Raw genomic sequence first — 16,944 nt, 5'->3', positions numbered from 1 at the left:
GCCCTGTACCCCGACGTGTTCGTGTCCGGCGCCCTGGATGCTGTACGCCTCGACCTGGACGGTGCCGCTGGCGTCGGCGTACCTGCGCCGGTTCCAGTTGGCCTGCGGCGTGTCGGTGGAGGTCGGTGTCTGGCTGAGACCGAACACGTTGGTCCACTGCTCGATCGTCTCCTGAAGGAGCGAGTACGGCACGAGCGTGTCGTTGGTGCCGTGCCACACCTGCACCCGTGGGCGGGGGCCGGAATAGCCCGGGTAGGCCTGGCGGACCGCGTCCCCCCACTGCTGCGGGGTGCGGTTCATGGCGCCGCCGGTGCACTGGCTGTTGGTGGGCGGGTAGTCGGCCGCGTTGGCGAAGCAGTTGAAGGGAACGCCCATGAACGCGGCGCCGGCCTTGAACACGTCGGGGTACAGGGCCAGCATGTGGTTGGTCATCATGCCGCCGGACGAGCTGCCGGTGGCGTAGACCCGGTCGGGGTCGGCGCCGTACTGCTGCTGCGCGTACCGGATCATGGAGATGATCGACACCGGGTCGCTGCCGCCGCCACGACGCTTGGCGGCGTCCGACCAGACGTCGAAGCAGTTGCCGAACCCGGCCTGCTGGGTCGCGGTCGGGTAGATCACGATGAATCCGTACCGGTCGGCCTGTGCGGCGAACTCGCTACCGGAGTAGAAGCCGGGGCCGGACCCGCCGCAGCCGTGCATGGCCACCACGACCGCCGGCCGGGCCGGACGGGTGTCCGGCACGTAGACGTGCATGCGCATCCGACCCGGGTTGTCGCCGAAGCTGGTGACCTCGACCAGCGACGCGGCGTACGCGGGCCGGATGGTGGGAACCATCAGGCCGGCGGCCACCAGCGACACGGCGAGGCCGAGCAGTAGCAGTTTCCTTCTGATTGTCACGGGGACGACTCCTTCGATCACCTGTGCGGGCTGGGACTGGCCGCGCGTTCCGGTCGCGGGTGTGCCCGGCCGCCCGCGTGATCGCGCATCGCCTGGTACGTGTGCATGCCCTGCCGGCTCCGTACGGGATCGCGTAGCAGATAGTGTTCCCTCCGGGCGGATAAGTGTCAATCGATATGCCTCGATCAAGAAGGTGGGCGGGTCCGGCGACGTTCGGTCTACAGTCGGGGCAACGTCCCCGAGCCGAGCCCGGAGGGCCTGTGGCGAGCCCGTTCGACATCGAGGAGATATATCCGGACGACGGGGAGCACTCGCTTCGGCTGCCCCGGCGGCAGGCCGGCAACTCGCCCCAGGGCGTCGCGGTGACCCTGCTGGCCGACTACACCGTGCGGACCCGCGCCGCGCTCCCGTCCGCCGCGATCGTCGCGCTGCTCGCCGAGTCGGGGGTGACCACGGCCGGCGCGCGGACCGCGATCAGCAGGCTCTCCCGTCGGGGCGTGCTGGAGGGCAGCCGGCACGGCCGGCGCAGCTCCTACCGGCTCAGCCGTGCCGCCGCCGCCAACCTCTCCGCCGGAGCACAGTGGATCCTGACCTCCACCGCCGCGACGACGTCGTGGGACGGCTGCTGGACGACAGTCGCCTTCTCGCTGCCACAGGACCGCAGCGCGCAGCGGCGGGCACTGCGCGGCCAGCTACGGTGGCTCGGATACGCGCCGCTGTACGACGGACTGTGGATCTCGCCGTACGAGCTGACCTCACCGGCGCGGGAGCTGCTCGGCCAGCTGGCGGCGGGCCGGGTCACCGTGTTCCGCGGCCGACAGTCCGCGCTCGACACGACCAGCCAACGCGCGCCCATCGAGGCCTGGGACATCGACGCGATCAGCGGACACTACGAGGTGTTCCTGCGGCGGTGGACGCCCCTGGTGCCCCTCGTGCGGTCGGGGCGGGTCGACGGCGCGGCCGCGGTGCGGGCGCGTACCGAGGTCATGGACACCTTCCGGCGCTTTCCCATCCTCGACCCGCGGCTGCCGCTGGAACTCCTTCCGGCCCGATGGCCCCGGCAGCCGGCCCGGGAGCTGTTCGCGGCCGTCTACGACGGCCTCGCCGAGCCGGCCGAGCGGCACGTCCGAGCGGTCGTCGCGCGGTTCATCGACAGCGGGGAGCCGGGCGTGCGGGCACACACCACCACGGACCTCGTGACCGGGGTACGCGGTGACGAGAGCCCGGGGGAGGGGTGCCGGGACGGGGCGGCCGGTTGATGATCACCGGGCCGTCGGCCGGGCATCGCGCCGGTGGTCCGCTGTGTACCTTGTGGAGGCGACGTGGCGATGGGAGGCCCGGGGTGACGTTCCGCAGCGGAGAGCTTTCGGCGGCAGACCGGATCGACACCACGGTCGCGCACCCCGCCCGCAGGTACAACTACCTGCTCGGTGGCAAGGACAACTTCGCCGCCGACCGGCAGTCCGGCGACGCTCTCGCGGCCGCCATGCCCACCATCCGGCTCGCCGCCGTGGAGAACCGGATGTTCCTGCACCGCGCGGTGCGGTTCCTGGCGCAGCAGGGTGTCCGCCAGTTCCTCGACATCGGAACGGGCATCCCGACCGCCGACAACACGCACGAGGTCGCCCAGGCGATCGACCCCGCGGTGCGGGTCGTCTACGTCGACAACGACCCGATCGTCCTCGCCCACGCCCGTGCGCTGCTCAACAGCACGCCCGAGGGCCGCACCGCCTACCTCGACGCCGACCTGCGTGACCCCGAACGGATCCTCGCCCATCCGGACCTGCGCGCCACGTTGGACCTCACCCGGCCGGTCGCGTTGATGCTGGTGGCCATCCTGCACTTCATCCGCGACGACGAGGGCCCCAGGAGCATCCTCGACCGCCTCGTCGCCGCGCTCCCGTCCGGCAGCTATGTCGTCGCCTCGCACGTGACCTGGGAATTCCTGCCGCCCGAGGTGACCGCGAAACTGGAGGCGAACAACCAGGACGGCCGGTTCCAGGCCCGTACCACCGAGCAGTTCGCGGGCCTTCTCGACGGGTTGGAGCTCGTCGAGCCCGGCATCGTCTCGGTGTCGCGGTGGCGTGCCGACGACGCGCCGCAGCCGCGACCATCCGTGCGGGACGTGTCGTTCAACGGCGCCGTCGCCCGGGTCAGGTGACGGGCCGCAACCGGTACGCGCTCCAGCTATCGACCATCGTCACCGCGTCGAGCTAGGCTGCGACCACGTTTCCCTCGAGATGAGGAGATGCTGTGTCCCGCCGTACCGGCAAGCCCTCCTACCTGCTGCCCACCGCCGACGCGCGTCGCCGGCGGGTCCCGCGTCTCGCGGCAACCATCGCGGCCGTCGGACTCGCGGCGGCTCTCGTCGGCGGTGCCGTCGGTTACACGGCCGGTCGACCGGACGGCACCGAGTCGGCCATCGCGGACATCCGCAAGGCCGAGGCGCACCGTGACAGCCAGCAGATCGTCGAGCTGACGTCGACCGCCCGTCGCCTGCGGGAGCAGGTACAACCCATCCTCACCGCCATCCAGGCGGATCCGTCGACATCCCGTCCCGCGAGCGCCGAACAGGCCCGCCAGTGGCAGCAGGCGATGGTCCGGGCGGCGGAGCCGTTCGCCGACCCGCCGTCCGGCACCACCGCGACGAACGTGGCCCGCACGGCTCTGCGCAGCGCCGTGGACCAGGCGTCCCTCGCCGTCGACGCCTATCTCCTCGCCGTCACCGTGCCGCCCGCGCAGCGGGCCCCGCTGGCCGAGCTGGCCGCGCGACAGGCAGCCCAGGCGGCTGCCGCGTGGTCCGTCGCCGCCACCCAGCTCGACCAGGTCAACGTCGACTCCGGCCAGGGGCACCAGCATGTCTACCTGGAGGGCGACAGTCACGACGGCGCGCAGGAGGGCTCCGGCGGCTGACCCGTCGCGGTCGCACCCCGCCCCTGTTCCGGCGGTGTCCGTCACCCGGGCAGGTCGGAGCCTCGCGCGGAGGCGATGACCCGCCCGCGTTCCGACTCGGGAAACCGGTCGAGCATGGCGCGCACCTCGGCGGCACTCACGTTGGCGCCGAACAACTCGCTGCCCGGTTCGAGCCGTACCCCCTCGGCGAGAGCTCCGGCGACGACCGGGTCGAAGCCGAGCGCGTCGACGAGGGACGCCACGGCGGCGAGATCAGCGGGGTCGTCGCCGGCGATCGCGATGGCCTTGCGGCCGGCGGCTCCGGCCGGCCGCGCCTCGTCCTCGAGATCGTGGTAGCCCATGTGGTTGAACGCCTTGACGACCCGCGCGCCGGCCAGGAACGCCTGGACGATCTCGCTGGACGACGTGCGTGGATCGGTCAGGTCGTCGCGGATGCCGTCGACCTCCCACCAGTAGTTCATCGCGTCGACGACGAGCTTGCCGCGCAGCGCCTCGGCGGGGATCGCCCGGTACTTGCCCAGCGGCAGGGCGAGGATGACGATGTCGGCGTCGGCCACGGCGTCGACCGACGTGGTCGCGGTCGCCCCGGGGGTGAGCACCTCGATGGTGAGGGCGATCTTCGCCGGGTCGCCGGAGCCGGCGACGAGCACCCGGTAGCCGGCGGCGAGCGCGAGCCGGGCGAGGACGGTGCCCACCTTGCCGGCCCCGAGGACGGCGAGGGTCTGCGGCCGGTCGTTGGCGTTCATGTCTTCCCTCCAGGGTGCCGGTGCGGTGGTTCAGCCGGCCAGGATGTCGCGGACCATGGGGATCACCCGGGAGCCGTAGAGCTCCACGGCACGCATCCGCGCGCTCACCGGCTGGGCTCCCGCCGTGTAGATGAGGTCGAACCGGCCGACGCCGAGGCTGCCGATGGCGCCTGCCATCCGGCGTGCCACAGTCTCGGGTGAACCGATGTACAGCGAGCCGTGCTCCACCTCGGAGTCGAACTCCTCGCGACGGATCGGTGGCCAGCCCCGCAGCGCGCCGATCCGGTTCCGCATGACCCGGTAGTGCGGCCAGAACACCTCCCTGGCCTCCTCGTCGGTGTCGGCGATGAAGCCGGGCGAGTGCATCCCGACCGGGTGGGCGGTGGTGCCGAGCTGGTCGGCCGCCCGCCGGTACAGGTCGATGTAGGGCGCGAACCGCTCCGGAGCGCCGCCGATGATGGCCAGCATGAGCGGGAAGCCGTACTGCGCGGTGCGGACGACCGACTGCGGCGAGCCACCGACACCCACCCAGGTGGTGAGGTGCCCCAATTCGGTCTTCGGGAAGACGTCGGCGTCCTTGAGGGGGGCACGCAGGGTGCCGCTCCAGGTCACCGGCTTCTCGTCGAGGAGCTTCGCGAACAGCTCGATCTTCTCCTCGAACAGCGTGTCGTAGTCCGCCAGGTCGTAGCCGAACAGGGGGAACGACTCGGTGAACGACCCGCGACCGAGGATCACCTCGGCCCGGCCGTTGGAGAGCGCGTCGACGGTGGCGAAGCGTTGGAACACCCGGACCGGGTCGTCGGAGCTGAGCACCGTCACGCCGGAGGAGAGCCGGATCCGCGAGGTGCGCGAGGCGATGCCCGCCAGCACGGTCTCCGGCGTCGACACCGAGTACTCCGGTCGGTGGTGCTCGCCGAGGGCGATGACGTCGACGCCGAGGTCGTCGGCCAGCACCGCCTCGTCGACGACCTGACGGATCGCTGCGGCGTGCGAGATCGGCCTACCGTTGTCGTCCTGCGGTACGTCGCCGAAGGTGTCGAGGCCGAACGCGAGGTCAGACATGGGTGGGCTCCTTCGCCAACAGCTCCCGGACGCGCGGCGCGACCTCGCTGCCCAGCAGCTCGATGGTTCGCGCGCGTGCCTCGCGAGGCAGGTGCATGATGTCGTATTTGAGGTCGAATCGACTCAGCCGCAGATCGCGGGCCATGGTGGCGATCTTCTGGGCGACCGTCTCCGGCGACCCGACGAACAGCGCTCCGTGGTCGATCTCGGCCTCGTAGCGTGCGCGGTCCGGTTTGTAGAAGCCGCGCTCCTCGGCGAGCCGCGCCACGGTCGGCTGCCAGTACCGCCACCATGTTTCCACCGCCTCCTCGTCGGTGTCCGCGACAAGGCCGAGTGAGTGCTGCCCGATCGGCTGTACGGGGTTCCCGAACTGCTTGAGTGCCTGGAGGTAGAGGTCGACATGGCCGGCGAACCGCTGCGGCCGCCCGCCGATGATCGCGAGCATGAGCGGCAGTCCGTAGCGGGCGGCGCGGACCACCGAGTTGGGGCTCCCACCGACGCCGATCCACGTCGGGATGCCGCCCGGCCGCATGCGCGGATGCAGTCGCTTGTCGACCAGGGGAGTTCGTACGGTGCCGGACCAGGTGACCGTTTCGTCCCGCTGGAGTCGGACGAAGAGGTCGAGCTTCTCCTCGAACAACCGCTCGTAGTCCGCCAGGTCGTAGCCGAACAGCGGGAACGACTCGGTTGCGGAGGCCCGCCCGAGGACCAGTTGGGCCCGACCGTCGGACACCGCGTCGAGGGTGGCGAACTCGTGGTAGAGGCGTACCGGATCGTTGGTGCTGAGCACCGTGACCGAGGTGCCGAGACGGATCCGGTCGGTCGCCGTCGCCATCGCCGCGAGCAGCACCGGTGTGGCCGAGTCGTTGTGGCCCTCCCGGTAGTGCTCACCGAGGCTGAAGACGTCGAGGCCGACCGACTCCGCGAGTCGGGCCTCGTCGACGAGCAGTCGTACCGTCTCGGCGTCGGTCAGGGTCCGGTCGCCGTCGGTGGCCACCTCCCCGAACGAGTTCAGCCCCAGTTCGAAGTGTTGAGCCGTCATGTCTCCTCCTCGGCGCTCCCGCCGGTGACCCGCGGGAAGCGGCCTTCCCTGTTGACGTGTCAATGCTGCTAACCTGCCGATTGACACGTCAATTCCATGGAGACAGACATGACCAGCGCCACACCTGAGCGGCGGAGGGGACGCCAGCTGCCGACCGCGGATGAGCTACGGATCTGGCGGGACTTCATTGAGACGACCGAGGCCCTGACCTCCCAGGTCAGCACCCGCCTCCAGGCCGACTCCGCGCTCTCGCCGGGGGACTACGCGGTGCTGCTCGCCCTCAGCGAGGCCCAGGGCCGGAAGATGCGCTCGTCCGCGCTGGCGGCCCACATCGGCTGGGAGCGCAGCCGGCTCTCGCACCACCTGGGCCGGATGGAGCGGCGGGGGCTCATCCGCCGCCAGGAGTGCCAGACCGTCCCCCGTGGGTCGGAGGTGCTCCTCACCCCGACCGGAGCGGACGCGTTCCGGAATGCCACCTTCCCGCACCTGCGCGCCATCCGGGAGTTGTTCGTCGACGCTCTGACTCCGGAACAGCTCCGCGCGGCCGGCGAGATCGCGGCGGCGCTGCGCGCGCACCTCGGCACGCGGCGCGAGGACTGACGGCAACGGCGACCCCGGTGATGTGTTCGGTGCAGTTCGGGCCGCAGCTCACGTCGGCGACGCCCGGCTCGGCAACGGCGTACCTGGTCGTGTCCGATGTCGAGGCGGCCCGCGACGCCCTGCTCGCCGTCGGCGTCGAGGTCAGTGGTGTCTTCCACGTCACCCCGACGGGCCGGATCCCGAGCACCGCAGCTACTTCTCGTGCGCCACGTTCCGCGACCCGGACGGCAACACCTGGCTCGTGCAGGAGATCACCACCAGGCTCCCCGGACGGATCGAGGGGGGAGTGACGTCGTACACCTCCGACAGCGACCTGGCGAGCGCGCTGCGGCGCGCGGCCGCCGCCCACGGCGAGCATGAGAAGCGCACCGGTACGACTGACGACAACTGGCCCGACTGGTACGCGGCGTACATGGTGAGCGAGCAGTCGGGGGCGAAGCCGCCCGAGTGATCCGGGCCGGCGCGGACGGCGGTCAGGCGTCCTTGTCGGCGAGGTGCCAGACCTCCGGCACGGGAACCCACCAGTCGTCGCTTCCCTCCGGGGCCAGCGACTGTTGGCACGGCTCGGTCAACTTCCACCACTCCTGCGTCTGTGGGTCGGCGGCGATACGCGCCTGGTCGGCGGCGTGGTCGTCGCCCACGTACTCGTAGTAGCCGAACAGCAGATCGTCGTGCAGGAAGATGCTGAAGTTGCGCATGTTCGCCTGCCGCAGCGTCTCCTCGACGGTGGGCCAGACGGCGGCGTGCAGCCGAAGGTAGGTCTCCCGGTGCTCCGGTCGGAGCCGGATGACCATTGCGTGTCGTCGCATCTCACGCCTCCGCGATAGTGGACCGTGGGGCGTCGGTGCGCGCCTGCGCGCGCCTGTCCCTCCCCGGACGCCGCGACCATACCGACCCGGCGTGGGCCCGTCGAGACACAGGCAGTGTATCGATGCCAATCGTTTGACGTATGACGTTGTGAACGCTAACTTTTGACTCGCGGGTCGCGTGGGCCGCCGGGGGCCCGGATACGCCGCAGCGCTCCATCGGGCCGGCCGCATCTCGCCCGCACCACACACCCCCCAACGTGCTGACGCCACCACCAGACGCCGGCACACACGCCAGGGCACGCGCGTGCGTCTCGCCCGTGGGTGACCCCGATCGAAGGAGTGGACCATGAAGGCCATCGGTGAGGCTCGTCCCGCCTCTCCACCGAGACGTCGCTGGCGGTCGGCGTCGGCCGCGGCGGCGGCCGCGGTCATGACCGCCGGCATGCTCGTCGCGGTCGACGCTGCGCCCGCGGCGGCGGCGACCGTGGACACCAACGCCTCGTACGTCCTGGTGAACCGCAACAGCGGCAAGGCGTTGGACCTGTACGGCTCGGCCACCAACGACGGCGCGCGGATCACCCAGTGGACGCGTAACAACGGCGCCAACCAGCAGTGGCAGTTCGTGGATTCGGGAGGCGGCTACTACCGGCTGAAGTCCCGACACTCGGGCAAGGTCCTCGACGTGTCCAACTTCTCCACCGCCGACGGCGGCGCCATCGTGCAGTGGTCCGACCTCAACGGCACGAACCAGCAGTTCCGGCTGGCCGACTCGGACGGCGGCTACGTCCGGCTCATCAGCCGGCACAGCGGCAAGGCTGTGGAGGTGCAGGGCGCCTCCACAGCCGACGGAGCGAACGTCGTGCAGTACTCCGACTGGAACGGCGCCAACCAACAGTGGCAGCTCGTCCCGACCGGCAGCACCGAACCGCCGCCGTCGGGCGGTAGCGGGTGCGGCAAGGCGCCGATGCTGGCCAGCGGCACGCACACGATCCAGAGCAACGGCAAGAGCCGGACCTTCATCCTGCGGGTGCCCGCCAACTACAACAACAGCAACCCGTACCGCCTGATCTTCGCGTTCCACTGGCGGGGCGGCACCATGCAGGACATCTCGTCCGGCGGCACCAGCGGGGCCGCGTGGTCCTACTACGGGCAGCAGGAGCAGTCGAACAACAGCGCGATCCTGGTCGCGCCGCAGGGGTTCGGCAACGGCTGGGGCAACGCCGGCGGCGAGGACATCACCTTCGTCGACGACATGATCAGCCGGATCGAGAGCGGCCTGTGTGTCAACCCGCGGCAGCGGTTCGCCCTCGGCTTCAGCTGGGGTGGCGGCATGAGCTACGCCGTGGCCTGCGCGCGGGCCAACGTCTTCCGGGCCGTCGCGGTCATCTCCGGCGCGCAGATCAGCGGTTGCAGCGGCGGTACGCAGCCCATCGCGTACTTCGGGCTGCACGGCATCTCGGACAACGTCCTGAACATCTCCCAGGGGCGGGCGCTGCGCGACACGTTCGTCCGGAACAACGGTTGCACCGCCCAGAACCCGCCCGAGCCGGCGGCGGGCAGCCGGACGCACATCACGACCACCTACTCCGGCTGCCGGTCTGGTTATCCCGTGCAGTGGGCCGCGTACGACAACGGCCACATGCCCGGACCGGTGGACGGGACGTACGCCGAGAGCGGCATCACGACCTGGACCAAGGGTGAGATCTGGAGGTTCTTCTCGCAGTTCTCGTGACGTCGGTCGGCGTCCGGCGGCGGCGCCTGCTCCCGTGTGCCGGGGGTGGGCGCCGCTTCGCCGTCCGCGACGCTCAGCGCTGGAGACGGACCGGCTTGCCCGAACCGCCGCGCCGCACCAGCCACGCCTCGGTGATGTGGGTGAACATCGCCTCGGCGGCGCCGTCCTGGTCGTGGGCGGCGATGCGCTCGTAGATGCGCCGGTGCCCCTTGTTGGACGCCACGCAGAGGGAGCGTTCGGTCCGGCCCATGTACCGGGCGGTGTTTATGACCTGACTCTCCAACGCCCGTACGACCCCGCGCGCGATCCGGTTGCCGGACGCCTGCATGACTTGGTCGTGGAACGCCCGGTCGTGCTCGTGGTACGTGACGTGGTCGTCGACGAGCTCGTCCATCCGGTCGACCAGGGCGCGCAGCCGGTCGATGGTGTCGTCGTCGGCGAGGCGGGCGGCGACGTTCGCCATGTCGGACTCCAGCACCCGCCGGGTGACGACGAGGTCGTCGAGGATGGCGAGACTGTCGTCCTCGGCGATGGTGGCGGCGAGGACGAGCTCGTCGAGCATGTCCCAGTTCGATGGCGGGGTGACCATGGTGCCGGCGCCCTGGCGGACCTGCACGAGCCCCTTCTCCTGGAGGATCTTCACCGCCTCCCGGACAACGGTCCTGCTGACCGAGAAGGTCTCGCAGAGGACCGGCTCGGGGGGTAGCGACGTCCCGGACGGGTGCACGCCGCGGACGATGCGCTCCACCAGTTCGGCGGTGACCGCCCTGGCGAGGTTGGCCGGCCGATGAACCCACGCCGGGGTCGCCGAGTTGTTCAGGGCTGTCTCCTGCGGTGGCGTCATGTCCCCCTCCGAACTGCTCGCCGTGGCACGACGTCCGGCTCAGTGTACGGCCGAGTATTGACGTCACACGTCATACGAGTTACCTTCCCGTCAACATTGGCTCGCGGGATGCCCGCCGGCCGCCCCACTTTCAGAGGTGACAACTGATGAGACAGCGAGCAATATGGTCGGCCGTCCTCGTTGTGAGCCTGGCCTTGGCCGGCTGTGGAAGTGCCAGCGATTCGGGGAAGTCCACCAGCTCGGACGGCAAGCTGGTGGTGTGGGACTTCAAGTCCGGTGAGGCGTTCGCCAAATCCTATCTGGACAAGGCGAAGGCGGACTTCAAGAAGAAGCATCCGGATGTCACTGTCGAGTTCGTCGCGCAGCCCTTCGACCAGTACTACACGTTGCTCGGCGCGGCCATCCAGTCCGGCAAGGGCCCGGACGTGATGATGTTCAACGGCGGCGGCCAGATCCGAGACCGGGTGGACGCGCTCGTGCCGCTCACCGACTACGTGGCCGAGGACAAGCAGCGCCTGGCCGGCTGGGACGCGTTCACCAAGGACGGCAAGATCTACGGCGGCCCGGTGACGCTGCAGGGCTACCCCATCTACTACAACAAGGGGATCTACGAGAAGGCCGGTCTCGACCCGGCGAGCCCGGCGACCACGTGGGACACGTTCGTCGCCAACTGCGCCACCATCGCCAAGGCCGGCGCCAAGTGCTTCGCCCTCGGCAACAAGGAGGGCGTCGGCATCCAGTTCTGGCTCTCCAGCCTGGGCTCTACCACCCTCACCGCCCAGGAGTACGACGCCTGGATCGCCGGCAAGCGCGACTGGAACTCGGCGAACGTGAAGCGGATCTTCCAGCTCTGGAAGGAGGCCGGGGACCGGAAGATGAACAGCGACGGAGCCAACTCGACGGCGATGTTCAACGACTCCTTCGCGTTCTTCCAGTCCGGCAAGGCCGCCCACGTCATGGGCCTGATGTCGGACGTCGGGCACTGGCAGGACTTCAACGAGTTCCTGACCCCGGAGAAGCTCGGCGTCATGAAGGCGCCGGTCGTCACCGCCGGCACCACCCCGAGCCTCCCGTACGACGGGGGCATCGGCTACGCGGTCGCCAAGTGGACGAAGGACCCGAAGGTGGCCGCCGACCTGGTGCGCTCGCTGACGTCGACCGAGGCGCTCAACGCCTTCTACTCCGGAGCGGGCGCGATCGTCGCCGACACCACCATCGACGTGTCGCAGGCCGGCCCGGCCGCCGCCACGATCGTCAGCGAGCTCAAGAGCGGTAAGCCGGCCCTGCACGTGGCGCTCTCCTCGAAGACGATCGACCTGATGGGGCGCCTCTCCCAGCAACTGCTCAGCGGCTCGGTCACCGTCGACGAGGTGGTGAAGCAGCTGGCCGCTTCCGACCAGGCGGGCTGAGCACGTGCCGATCGGAAACACGCGACCGTCGGTCCGTCCGGCTCCGGCCGGGCGGGCCGGCGGGCCCGCGGTCACCTCGTCCCCCCGGCGTGACGGCGCCCTCCGCCGTCGCGCCGGCGGCGGTTCTGGGGCCGAGCGTCTCGCCCCGTACATCCTGGTCGCCCCGGCCGTCCTGATCATCGTCCTGCTGCGGCTCTACCCGCTGGTCCTCGGGGTCAACTTCTCCTTCACCGGCGACGGTGCGCAGAACGGAACGGCGGTCGGGTTCGGCAACTACCGGGAGCTGTTCGCGGACCCGCTGTTCCGGACCGCGCTGAGCAACGTCGGGCTGCTGGTGCTGCTGCTGCCGGTGGCGGTGGCGATCCCCGGCCTGCTCGCCACGTTCATCTACCTGCGAGTGCCCGGGCACCGCCTCTACCGCAGCGTCTACTTCTTTCCCGCAGTGCTGTCCCCGGTCATCGTCGGCGCGATCTTCAACCTGCTGCTCGCCTTCGACGGCCCCCTCAACGCCGTCCTCGGTGCGGTCGGCGTCGGCCCGATCGACTGGCTCGGTGACCCGGGCATCGCGATGTTCATGGTGGTCGGCGTGCACATCTGGGCCACCTTCGGCATGGCCCTGGTGGTGTTCCTCGCCGGGTTCGCCACCCTGGACGCCGCGCTGCTGGACGCCGCAAGGGTGGACGGCGCGTCGATGCCCCAGGTCGTCTGGCACGTGATCGTCCCGAGCCTCTCGCGCACCATCCAGTTCGTCTTCGTGACCACGATGATCGGGATGCTGACCTCGATGTTCGGGCTGCTCTACGTCATGACCAGCGGCGGGCCGGAGGGTGCGACGTACCTGCCGGAGTTCTACATCTGGAAGCAGCAGGGCCAGATGAACCGCCCGGCTCTCGCGTCGGCCGCGTCGACAGTCCTCTTCATGATCATGCTCGTCGTGGGGCTGTTGCAGATCAAGCTGCTCGAACGATCCGGAAAAGAGGACTGATGCCTCGCCTCCGTCTGGGACGGTGGCTGATCGCCATCCCCATGTCGCTGCTCGCCCTGGCGACGATCTACCCCCTGCTGTTCACCGCCAACGTCGCGATGAAGACCCGCCGGGACTACATCCTGGACCGGTTCGGCCTGACCGATGCCCTGCGCCTGGAGAACATCGAGACGGCGTGGACAAGCGTCGGCTTGGGCCGCTACTTCGCCAACTCGCTGCTCGTGGTGACGTCGTCGGTGGCCCTGCTGCTACTGCTCGGGTCGATGGCCGGCTTCGCCCTGAGCCAGCTGCGGTTCCGCGGCTCGTCGGCGCTGTTCCTGGGCTGCCTGGCCGGACTCTTCATCCCCTTCCAGGTGATCATGGTGCCGTTGGCCCGGATCATGGCCGACACCGCGCTGATCGACACGTACCCCGGTCTGGTCCTCGTCTACGTGGCGCAGTTCCTGCCCTTCACCGTCTTTCTGATGACCAGCTACTACAGGGGCATCCCGCCGGAGATCGTCGATGCCGCCCGGATCGACGGCAACACCGTGTACGGCGTGTACCGCAGGATCATGCTGCCCCTGGGCACCCCCGCGCTGCTGTCGGTCGGCATCCTCAACGCCCTGTTCTGCTGGAACGACGTCCTCATGGCGCTGGTGATGATGCCCTCGGCCGAGCACCGGACGCTGATGGTCGGGGTGACCTCCCTGCGCGGGCAGTACTCCGACAACATCCCGACCTTCGCCTCGGGCGTTCTGATCGCCGCGATACCCGTCCTGTTGGTCTACCTGTTCCTCCAGCGCCAAATCGCCGACGGCGTCGCCGCCGGTTCCACGAAGGGTTGACATGCGGATCACTGGATATCGGACACTCGCCACTGTCCAGGAATGGGGGCGGTCCGTCGGCGATGCCAACGGCGTCTTCGCCGACGGAGTGGTCCCGGTGTCGATCGTCATCGTCGACACCGACGAGGGCATCTCGGGGATCGGCCTCGGGCCGCATGTCGAGATCGAGCGGATCTTCGCCGCCGTCGAGGGCGAAGATCCCCGAGCGGTGACGACCCTCTACGACCGCATGCTGCGGCACACCTTCAAGGCGGGCCACGCGGGCCCGGTCTTCGGCACCATCGGCGCCATCGACACGGCGCTGTGGGACATCAAGGCGCAGGCCGCCGGGGAGCCGCTGTGGCGGCTGCTGGGCGGACGCGACCGGCGCGTACCCGCCTACGCGTCCGGCCTGGACATCGGGCTCACCGACGACGAACTCGTCGCGGAGTACGAGGTCTACGCCAGCCACGGCCTGCGGGCCGCCAAGCTCAAGGGTGGCCTCGACATCGAGCGCGACAGGCACCGCCTCGCCCTGGTCCGGGACGTGCTGACCGAGGCCGGGAACGGGCTGCGGCCGGGTCTGATGCTCGACGTGAACGAGGCGTGGACCCGCAAACAGGCGGTCCGGCACGTCAGTGAGATCGAACGCGGCATGGACCTCATCTGGATCGAGGAGCCGGTCCGACGCTGGGACGCCGAGGGCCACGCGGCGGTCGGCCGGGGGATCAACGCGTCGGTCGCCACCGGCGAGAACCTCACCGGGCTCGAACAGTACCGGCCGCTGATCGCCGCCGGCGCTGTCGACATCGTCCAGATGGCGGCCGTCTGGGGGGTCACCCACTTCCTGCGGGCATCGGCCCTGGCGCACGCCTACGACCTGCCGGTCAGCCCGATCGGCAACAGCCCCATCGGACTGCTGCACGCGGCGACATCGGTGCCGAACCACCTGACCAGTGAACTTCAGGACCTGCGTCCACCGGTCGGCGTCTCCGTCGACCACCACGTCGAGGACGGCGCGTTCGTCCTCGCCGACACACCCGGACTGGGAGTCCGCGTCGACGAGGAGCGGATCCGGGCGGCCAACCGCCGCCCGCGGGCGCAGACGGCCGAGAGCCCCAACGTCCGGCCGGAACGGGCCGGGCGCCGGTTGCTGGCCGGAGTCGACGGCGTCTCCGCCCGCAAGGTCCCCGTGGTGCCGCTGAACTCGCACACCGAGGTCTCGTCCACCGCACGTCACTGACAACACGTGAGCTGACCACCCACCCGGTCGGGACTATCGACGTTCCGACCGCCGAGTTGGAGGATCGATGAAGGCAGTCGTCTACCGGGGGACACGAGACCTCAGGGTCGAGGAACGTGACCCGGAGGCACCGGGCCGCGGCCAGGTGCGTATCGAGGTGGCCTACACCGGCATCTGCGGCACCGACCTGCACATCTACCACGGAGACATGGACACGCGGGTCGGCGCCTCGGCGATCATCGGGCACGAGATGTCCGGACGGATCGCGGCCCTCGGCGAGGACGCCACCGGCTTGACCGTCGGCCAGGCCGTCACCGTCATGCCGACCCGGCCGTGCGGGCGGTGCGCCGCCTGCCGACGCGGGCTCTCCCACATCTGCCACGCCATGAACTTCCTCGGCATCGACTCACCCGGCGCCATGCAGTCCTCCTGGACCGTGCCGACGGACCTGGTCCTGCCGCTGCCCGAGGACCTGCCCCTGGACCACGCGGCGCTCGTCGAGCCGGTCGCCGTCGCGGTGCACGACGTCCGCCGGGGAGACGTGACCGCCGACGACCAGGTGGTCGTGGTGGGTGGTGGCCCGGTCGGGGTGCTCATCGCCACCGTCGCCCGGGGCCGGGGGGCGCGCGTGCTCCTCGTCGAGCCGGACCCGTTCCGCCGCGACGTGGCGGGCAGGATCGGGGTCGAGGCGGTCGATCCGACGACGACCGACGTCGTGGCGCTGGTCGACGACCGGACCGACGGCGCGGGCGCCGACGTTGCGTTCGAGGTCTCCGGCTCCGCCGGCGGTGTCGCCACCGCGGTCGACGTCCTCACCACCCGGGGCCGGCTGGTGATGGTGGCGATCCACCCCAGGCCGCGCGAAATCAACCTGCACCGGTTCTTCTGGCGTGAACTGGAGTTGCTGGGCGCCCGTCTCTACCAGCGCGACGACATGGTGGAGGCGATCCGGTTGGTCGCGTCCGGCGCGATCCCGGCCCGTCAGCTCATCTCCCGGGTGGAGCCCGTCGAGGCGGCCGACGCGGCGTTCGCGGCGTTGGAGGGTGGCGGCGTCATGAAGGTCCTGCTCGATCTGTCGGAGGGCAACCGATGACCCTGTTCGACCTGACCGGACGGACCGCCGTGGTGACCGGCGCCCGGCGCGGGATCGGGCTCGCGATGGCCGAGGCGCTGGCCCTGGCCGGTGCCGACGTGGTCGGCGTCTCCGCCCAGCTCGAAGCCGACGGCAGCGAGGTGGAACGCCTGGTGCGCGCCGCCGGCCGCCGGTTCACCGCCCTACGGGCCGACCTCGCCGATCGGGCTGCCGTACACCGGCTGGCCCGGGACCTCACCGCCCTCGGCCCCATCGACATCCTGGTCAACAACGGCGGCACGATCGCCCGTACGCCGGCCGTCGACCATCCGGACGAGATGTGGGACCACGTGATCGAGGTCAACCTGAGCAGCCAGTTCGTGCTGAGCCGGGAGATCGGTCGGACGATGGTGGAGCGTGGCCACGGCAAGATCATCTTCACCGCGTCGTTGCTGAGTTTCCAGGGCGGCATCACCGTCCCCGGCTACGCGGCGTCGAAGTCGGGCATTGCCGGGCTCACCCGCGCGCTGGCGAACGAGTGGGCCGGTCACGGGGTGAACGTCAACGCCATCGCCCCCGGCTACATCGCCACCGACAACACCCGGGCCCTTCGTGACGACCCGGACCGCGAACCGGCGATCCTCGCCCGGATCCCGGCGGGCCGGTGGGGTCGCGCCGACGATCTCGGTGGTGCCACGGTGTTCCTGGCGTCGGCCGCGTCTGACTACGTCAACGGGATCGTGCTGCCCGTCGACGGCGGCTGGCTCGGCCGGTGACGGGA

The 16,944-nt window shown here is 70.2% G+C and carries 18 protein-coding genes; 12 read left to right on the top strand and 6 right to left on the bottom strand.

Annotated elements, in window-relative coordinates:
• Positions 1–900: extracellular catalytic domain type 1 short-chain-length polyhydroxyalkanoate depolymerase (locus FHG89_RS24235; protein ID WP_208761083.1), on the bottom strand; the 900-nt coding region annotated here is incomplete at its 3' end.
• 260 nt (positions 901–1,160) lie between these two features.
• Here FHG89_RS24235 and FHG89_RS24230 point away from each other — a divergent pair.
• From FHG89_RS24230 to FHG89_RS24220, 3 genes are all read left to right on the top strand, one after another.
• On the top strand, positions 1,161–2,159 hold the full coding sequence (locus FHG89_RS24230) for a PaaX family transcriptional regulator (protein WP_139586711.1): 999 nt from the start codon (positions 1,161–1,163) through the stop codon (positions 2,157–2,159).
• A gap of 83 nt (positions 2,160–2,242) precedes the next feature.
• Positions 2,243–3,061 carry an SAM-dependent methyltransferase gene (locus tag FHG89_RS24225; protein ID WP_139586710.1) on the top strand — a complete coding sequence of 273 codons (819 nt, stop codon included), beginning with the start codon at positions 2,243–2,245 and terminating at the stop codon, positions 3,059–3,061.
• 92 nt (positions 3,062–3,153) lie between these two features.
• The gene (locus FHG89_RS24220; RefSeq protein WP_139586709.1) at positions 3,154–3,813 is read left to right on the top strand and encodes a hypothetical protein; all 660 of its coding nucleotides are present in this window, start codon (positions 3,154–3,156) and stop codon (positions 3,811–3,813) included.
• Positions 3,814–3,854: 41 nt separating this feature from the next.
• On the opposite strand, the gene FHG89_RS24215 is transcribed toward FHG89_RS24220, so the two are convergent.
• From FHG89_RS24215 to FHG89_RS24205, 3 genes are read right to left on the bottom strand one after another with little or no spacing between them, the layout of a single operon-like run.
• Positions 3,855–4,559 (bottom strand): NADPH-dependent F420 reductase, encoded by a 705-nt coding sequence (locus FHG89_RS24215; protein ID WP_139586708.1) that lies wholly within the window; start codon positions 4,557–4,559, stop codon positions 3,855–3,857.
• Positions 4,560–4,589: 30 nt separating this feature from the next.
• Complete coding sequence (locus FHG89_RS24210; protein ID WP_139586707.1) at positions 4,590–5,621, bottom strand: LLM class flavin-dependent oxidoreductase; 1,032 nt, start codon at positions 5,619–5,621, stop codon at positions 4,590–4,592.
• Positions 5,614–6,663 (bottom strand): LLM class flavin-dependent oxidoreductase, encoded by a 1,050-nt coding sequence (locus FHG89_RS24205; RefSeq protein ID WP_139586706.1) that lies wholly within the window; start codon positions 6,661–6,663, stop codon positions 5,614–5,616. The genes FHG89_RS24210 and FHG89_RS24205 overlap by 8 nt, the downstream gene beginning before the upstream one ends.
• A gap of 108 nt (positions 6,664–6,771) precedes the next feature.
• On the opposite strand from FHG89_RS24205, the gene FHG89_RS24200 reads away from it, so the two are divergent.
• Together FHG89_RS24200 and FHG89_RS33400 are read left to right on the top strand one after the other, a co-directional pair.
• Complete coding sequence (locus tag FHG89_RS24200) at positions 6,772–7,263, top strand: MarR family winged helix-turn-helix transcriptional regulator (RefSeq protein ID WP_139586705.1); 492 nt, start codon at positions 6,772–6,774, stop codon at positions 7,261–7,263.
• A 241-nt stretch (positions 7,264–7,504) separates the two neighbouring features.
• Positions 7,505–7,714, top strand: coding sequence for a hypothetical protein (locus tag FHG89_RS33400; RefSeq protein WP_208761082.1), 210 nt, complete (start codon positions 7,505–7,507; stop codon positions 7,712–7,714).
• 22 nt (positions 7,715–7,736) lie between these two features.
• Here the strand turns inward: FHG89_RS33400 and FHG89_RS24190 are convergent, their stop codons facing one another.
• Positions 7,737–8,072 (bottom strand): L-rhamnose mutarotase, encoded by a 336-nt coding sequence (locus tag FHG89_RS24190; RefSeq protein ID WP_139586704.1) that lies wholly within the window; start codon positions 8,070–8,072, stop codon positions 7,737–7,739.
• 346 nt (positions 8,073–8,418) lie between these two features.
• Here FHG89_RS24190 and FHG89_RS24185 point away from each other — a divergent pair, with 346 nt between their 5' ends.
• On the top strand, positions 8,419–9,804 hold the full coding sequence (locus FHG89_RS24185) for an RICIN domain-containing protein (RefSeq protein ID WP_139586703.1): 1,386 nt from the start codon (positions 8,419–8,421) through the stop codon (positions 9,802–9,804).
• Between the two features lie 73 nt (positions 9,805–9,877).
• On the opposite strand, the gene FHG89_RS24180 is transcribed toward FHG89_RS24185, so the two are convergent.
• Positions 9,878–10,648, bottom strand: a complete 771-nt coding sequence (locus tag FHG89_RS24180) for a FadR/GntR family transcriptional regulator (protein WP_139586702.1) — start codon at positions 10,646–10,648, stop codon at positions 9,878–9,880.
• A gap of 182 nt (positions 10,649–10,830) precedes the next feature.
• On the opposite strand from FHG89_RS24180, the gene FHG89_RS24175 reads away from it, so the two are divergent.
• The 6 genes from FHG89_RS24175 to FHG89_RS24150 all read left to right on the top strand — a co-directional run bounded on the left by FHG89_RS24175 (position 10,831) and on the right by FHG89_RS24150 (position 16,939).
• Positions 10,831–12,057, top strand: coding sequence for an ABC transporter substrate-binding protein (locus tag FHG89_RS24175; RefSeq protein WP_244295768.1), 1,227 nt, complete (start codon positions 10,831–10,833; stop codon positions 12,055–12,057).
• A 4-nt stretch (positions 12,058–12,061) separates the two neighbouring features.
• Entirely contained in the window at positions 12,062–13,042 is a 981-nt protein-coding gene (locus FHG89_RS24170; protein WP_139586700.1) for a carbohydrate ABC transporter permease, read from the top strand.
• Entirely contained in the window at positions 13,042–13,869 is an 828-nt protein-coding gene (locus FHG89_RS24165; RefSeq protein WP_139586699.1) for a carbohydrate ABC transporter permease, read from the top strand. The genes FHG89_RS24170 and FHG89_RS24165 overlap by 1 nt, the downstream gene beginning before the upstream one ends.
• Before the next feature lies 1 nt (position 13,870).
• Positions 13,871–15,091, top strand: coding sequence for a mandelate racemase/muconate lactonizing enzyme family protein (locus tag FHG89_RS24160; RefSeq protein WP_139586698.1), 1,221 nt, complete (start codon positions 13,871–13,873; stop codon positions 15,089–15,091).
• A 67-nt stretch (positions 15,092–15,158) separates the two neighbouring features.
• On the top strand, positions 15,159–16,184 hold the full coding sequence (locus FHG89_RS24155; RefSeq protein ID WP_139586697.1) for a zinc-dependent alcohol dehydrogenase: 1,026 nt from the start codon (positions 15,159–15,161) through the stop codon (positions 16,182–16,184).
• On the top strand, positions 16,181–16,939 hold the full coding sequence (locus tag FHG89_RS24150) for an SDR family oxidoreductase (RefSeq protein WP_139586696.1): 759 nt from the start codon (positions 16,181–16,183) through the stop codon (positions 16,937–16,939). Before FHG89_RS24155 ends, FHG89_RS24150 begins: the two co-directional genes overlap by 4 nt.
• Positions 16,940–16,944: the final 5 nt, after the last annotated feature.

Source organism: Micromonospora orduensis (assembly GCF_006228125.1).
GTDB lineage: Bacteria > Actinomycetota > Actinomycetes > Mycobacteriales > Micromonosporaceae > Micromonospora > Micromonospora orduensis.
Note: the sequence above shows the minus strand (reverse complement) of the source record. Positions and strands in the feature narration are given on the sequence as shown.

Excerpts from the sequence above, each read along its gene's own strand:
- FHG89_RS24150 (WP_139586696.1), top strand. The coding sequence starts at position 16,181 with ATGACCCTGTTCGACCTGACCGGACGGACCGCCGTGGTGACCGGCGCC.
- FHG89_RS24180 (WP_139586702.1), bottom strand. The coding sequence starts at position 10,648 with ATGACGCCACCGCAGGAGACAGCCCTGAACAACTCGGCGACCCCGGCG.
- FHG89_RS24210 (WP_139586707.1), bottom strand. The coding sequence starts at position 5,621 with ATGTCTGACCTCGCGTTCGGCCTCGACACCTTCGGCGACGTACCGCAG.
- FHG89_RS24215 (WP_139586708.1), bottom strand. The coding sequence starts at position 4,559 with ATGAACGCCAACGACCGGCCGCAGACCCTCGCCGTCCTCGGGGCCGGC.
- FHG89_RS24165 (WP_139586699.1), top strand. The coding sequence starts at position 13,042 with ATGCCTCGCCTCCGTCTGGGACGGTGGCTGATCGCCATCCCCATGTCG.
- FHG89_RS24160 (WP_139586698.1), top strand. The coding sequence starts at position 13,871 with ATGCGGATCACTGGATATCGGACACTCGCCACTGTCCAGGAATGGGGG.
- FHG89_RS24155 (WP_139586697.1), top strand. The coding sequence starts at position 15,159 with ATGAAGGCAGTCGTCTACCGGGGGACACGAGACCTCAGGGTCGAGGAA.
- FHG89_RS24190 (WP_139586704.1), bottom strand. The coding sequence starts at position 8,072 with ATGCGACGACACGCAATGGTCATCCGGCTCCGACCGGAGCACCGGGAG.
- FHG89_RS24205 (WP_139586706.1), bottom strand. The coding sequence starts at position 6,663 with ATGACGGCTCAACACTTCGAACTGGGGCTGAACTCGTTCGGGGAGGTG.
- FHG89_RS24200 (WP_139586705.1), top strand. The coding sequence starts at position 6,772 with ATGACCAGCGCCACACCTGAGCGGCGGAGGGGACGCCAGCTGCCGACC.
- FHG89_RS24185 (WP_139586703.1), top strand. The coding sequence starts at position 8,419 with ATGAAGGCCATCGGTGAGGCTCGTCCCGCCTCTCCACCGAGACGTCGC.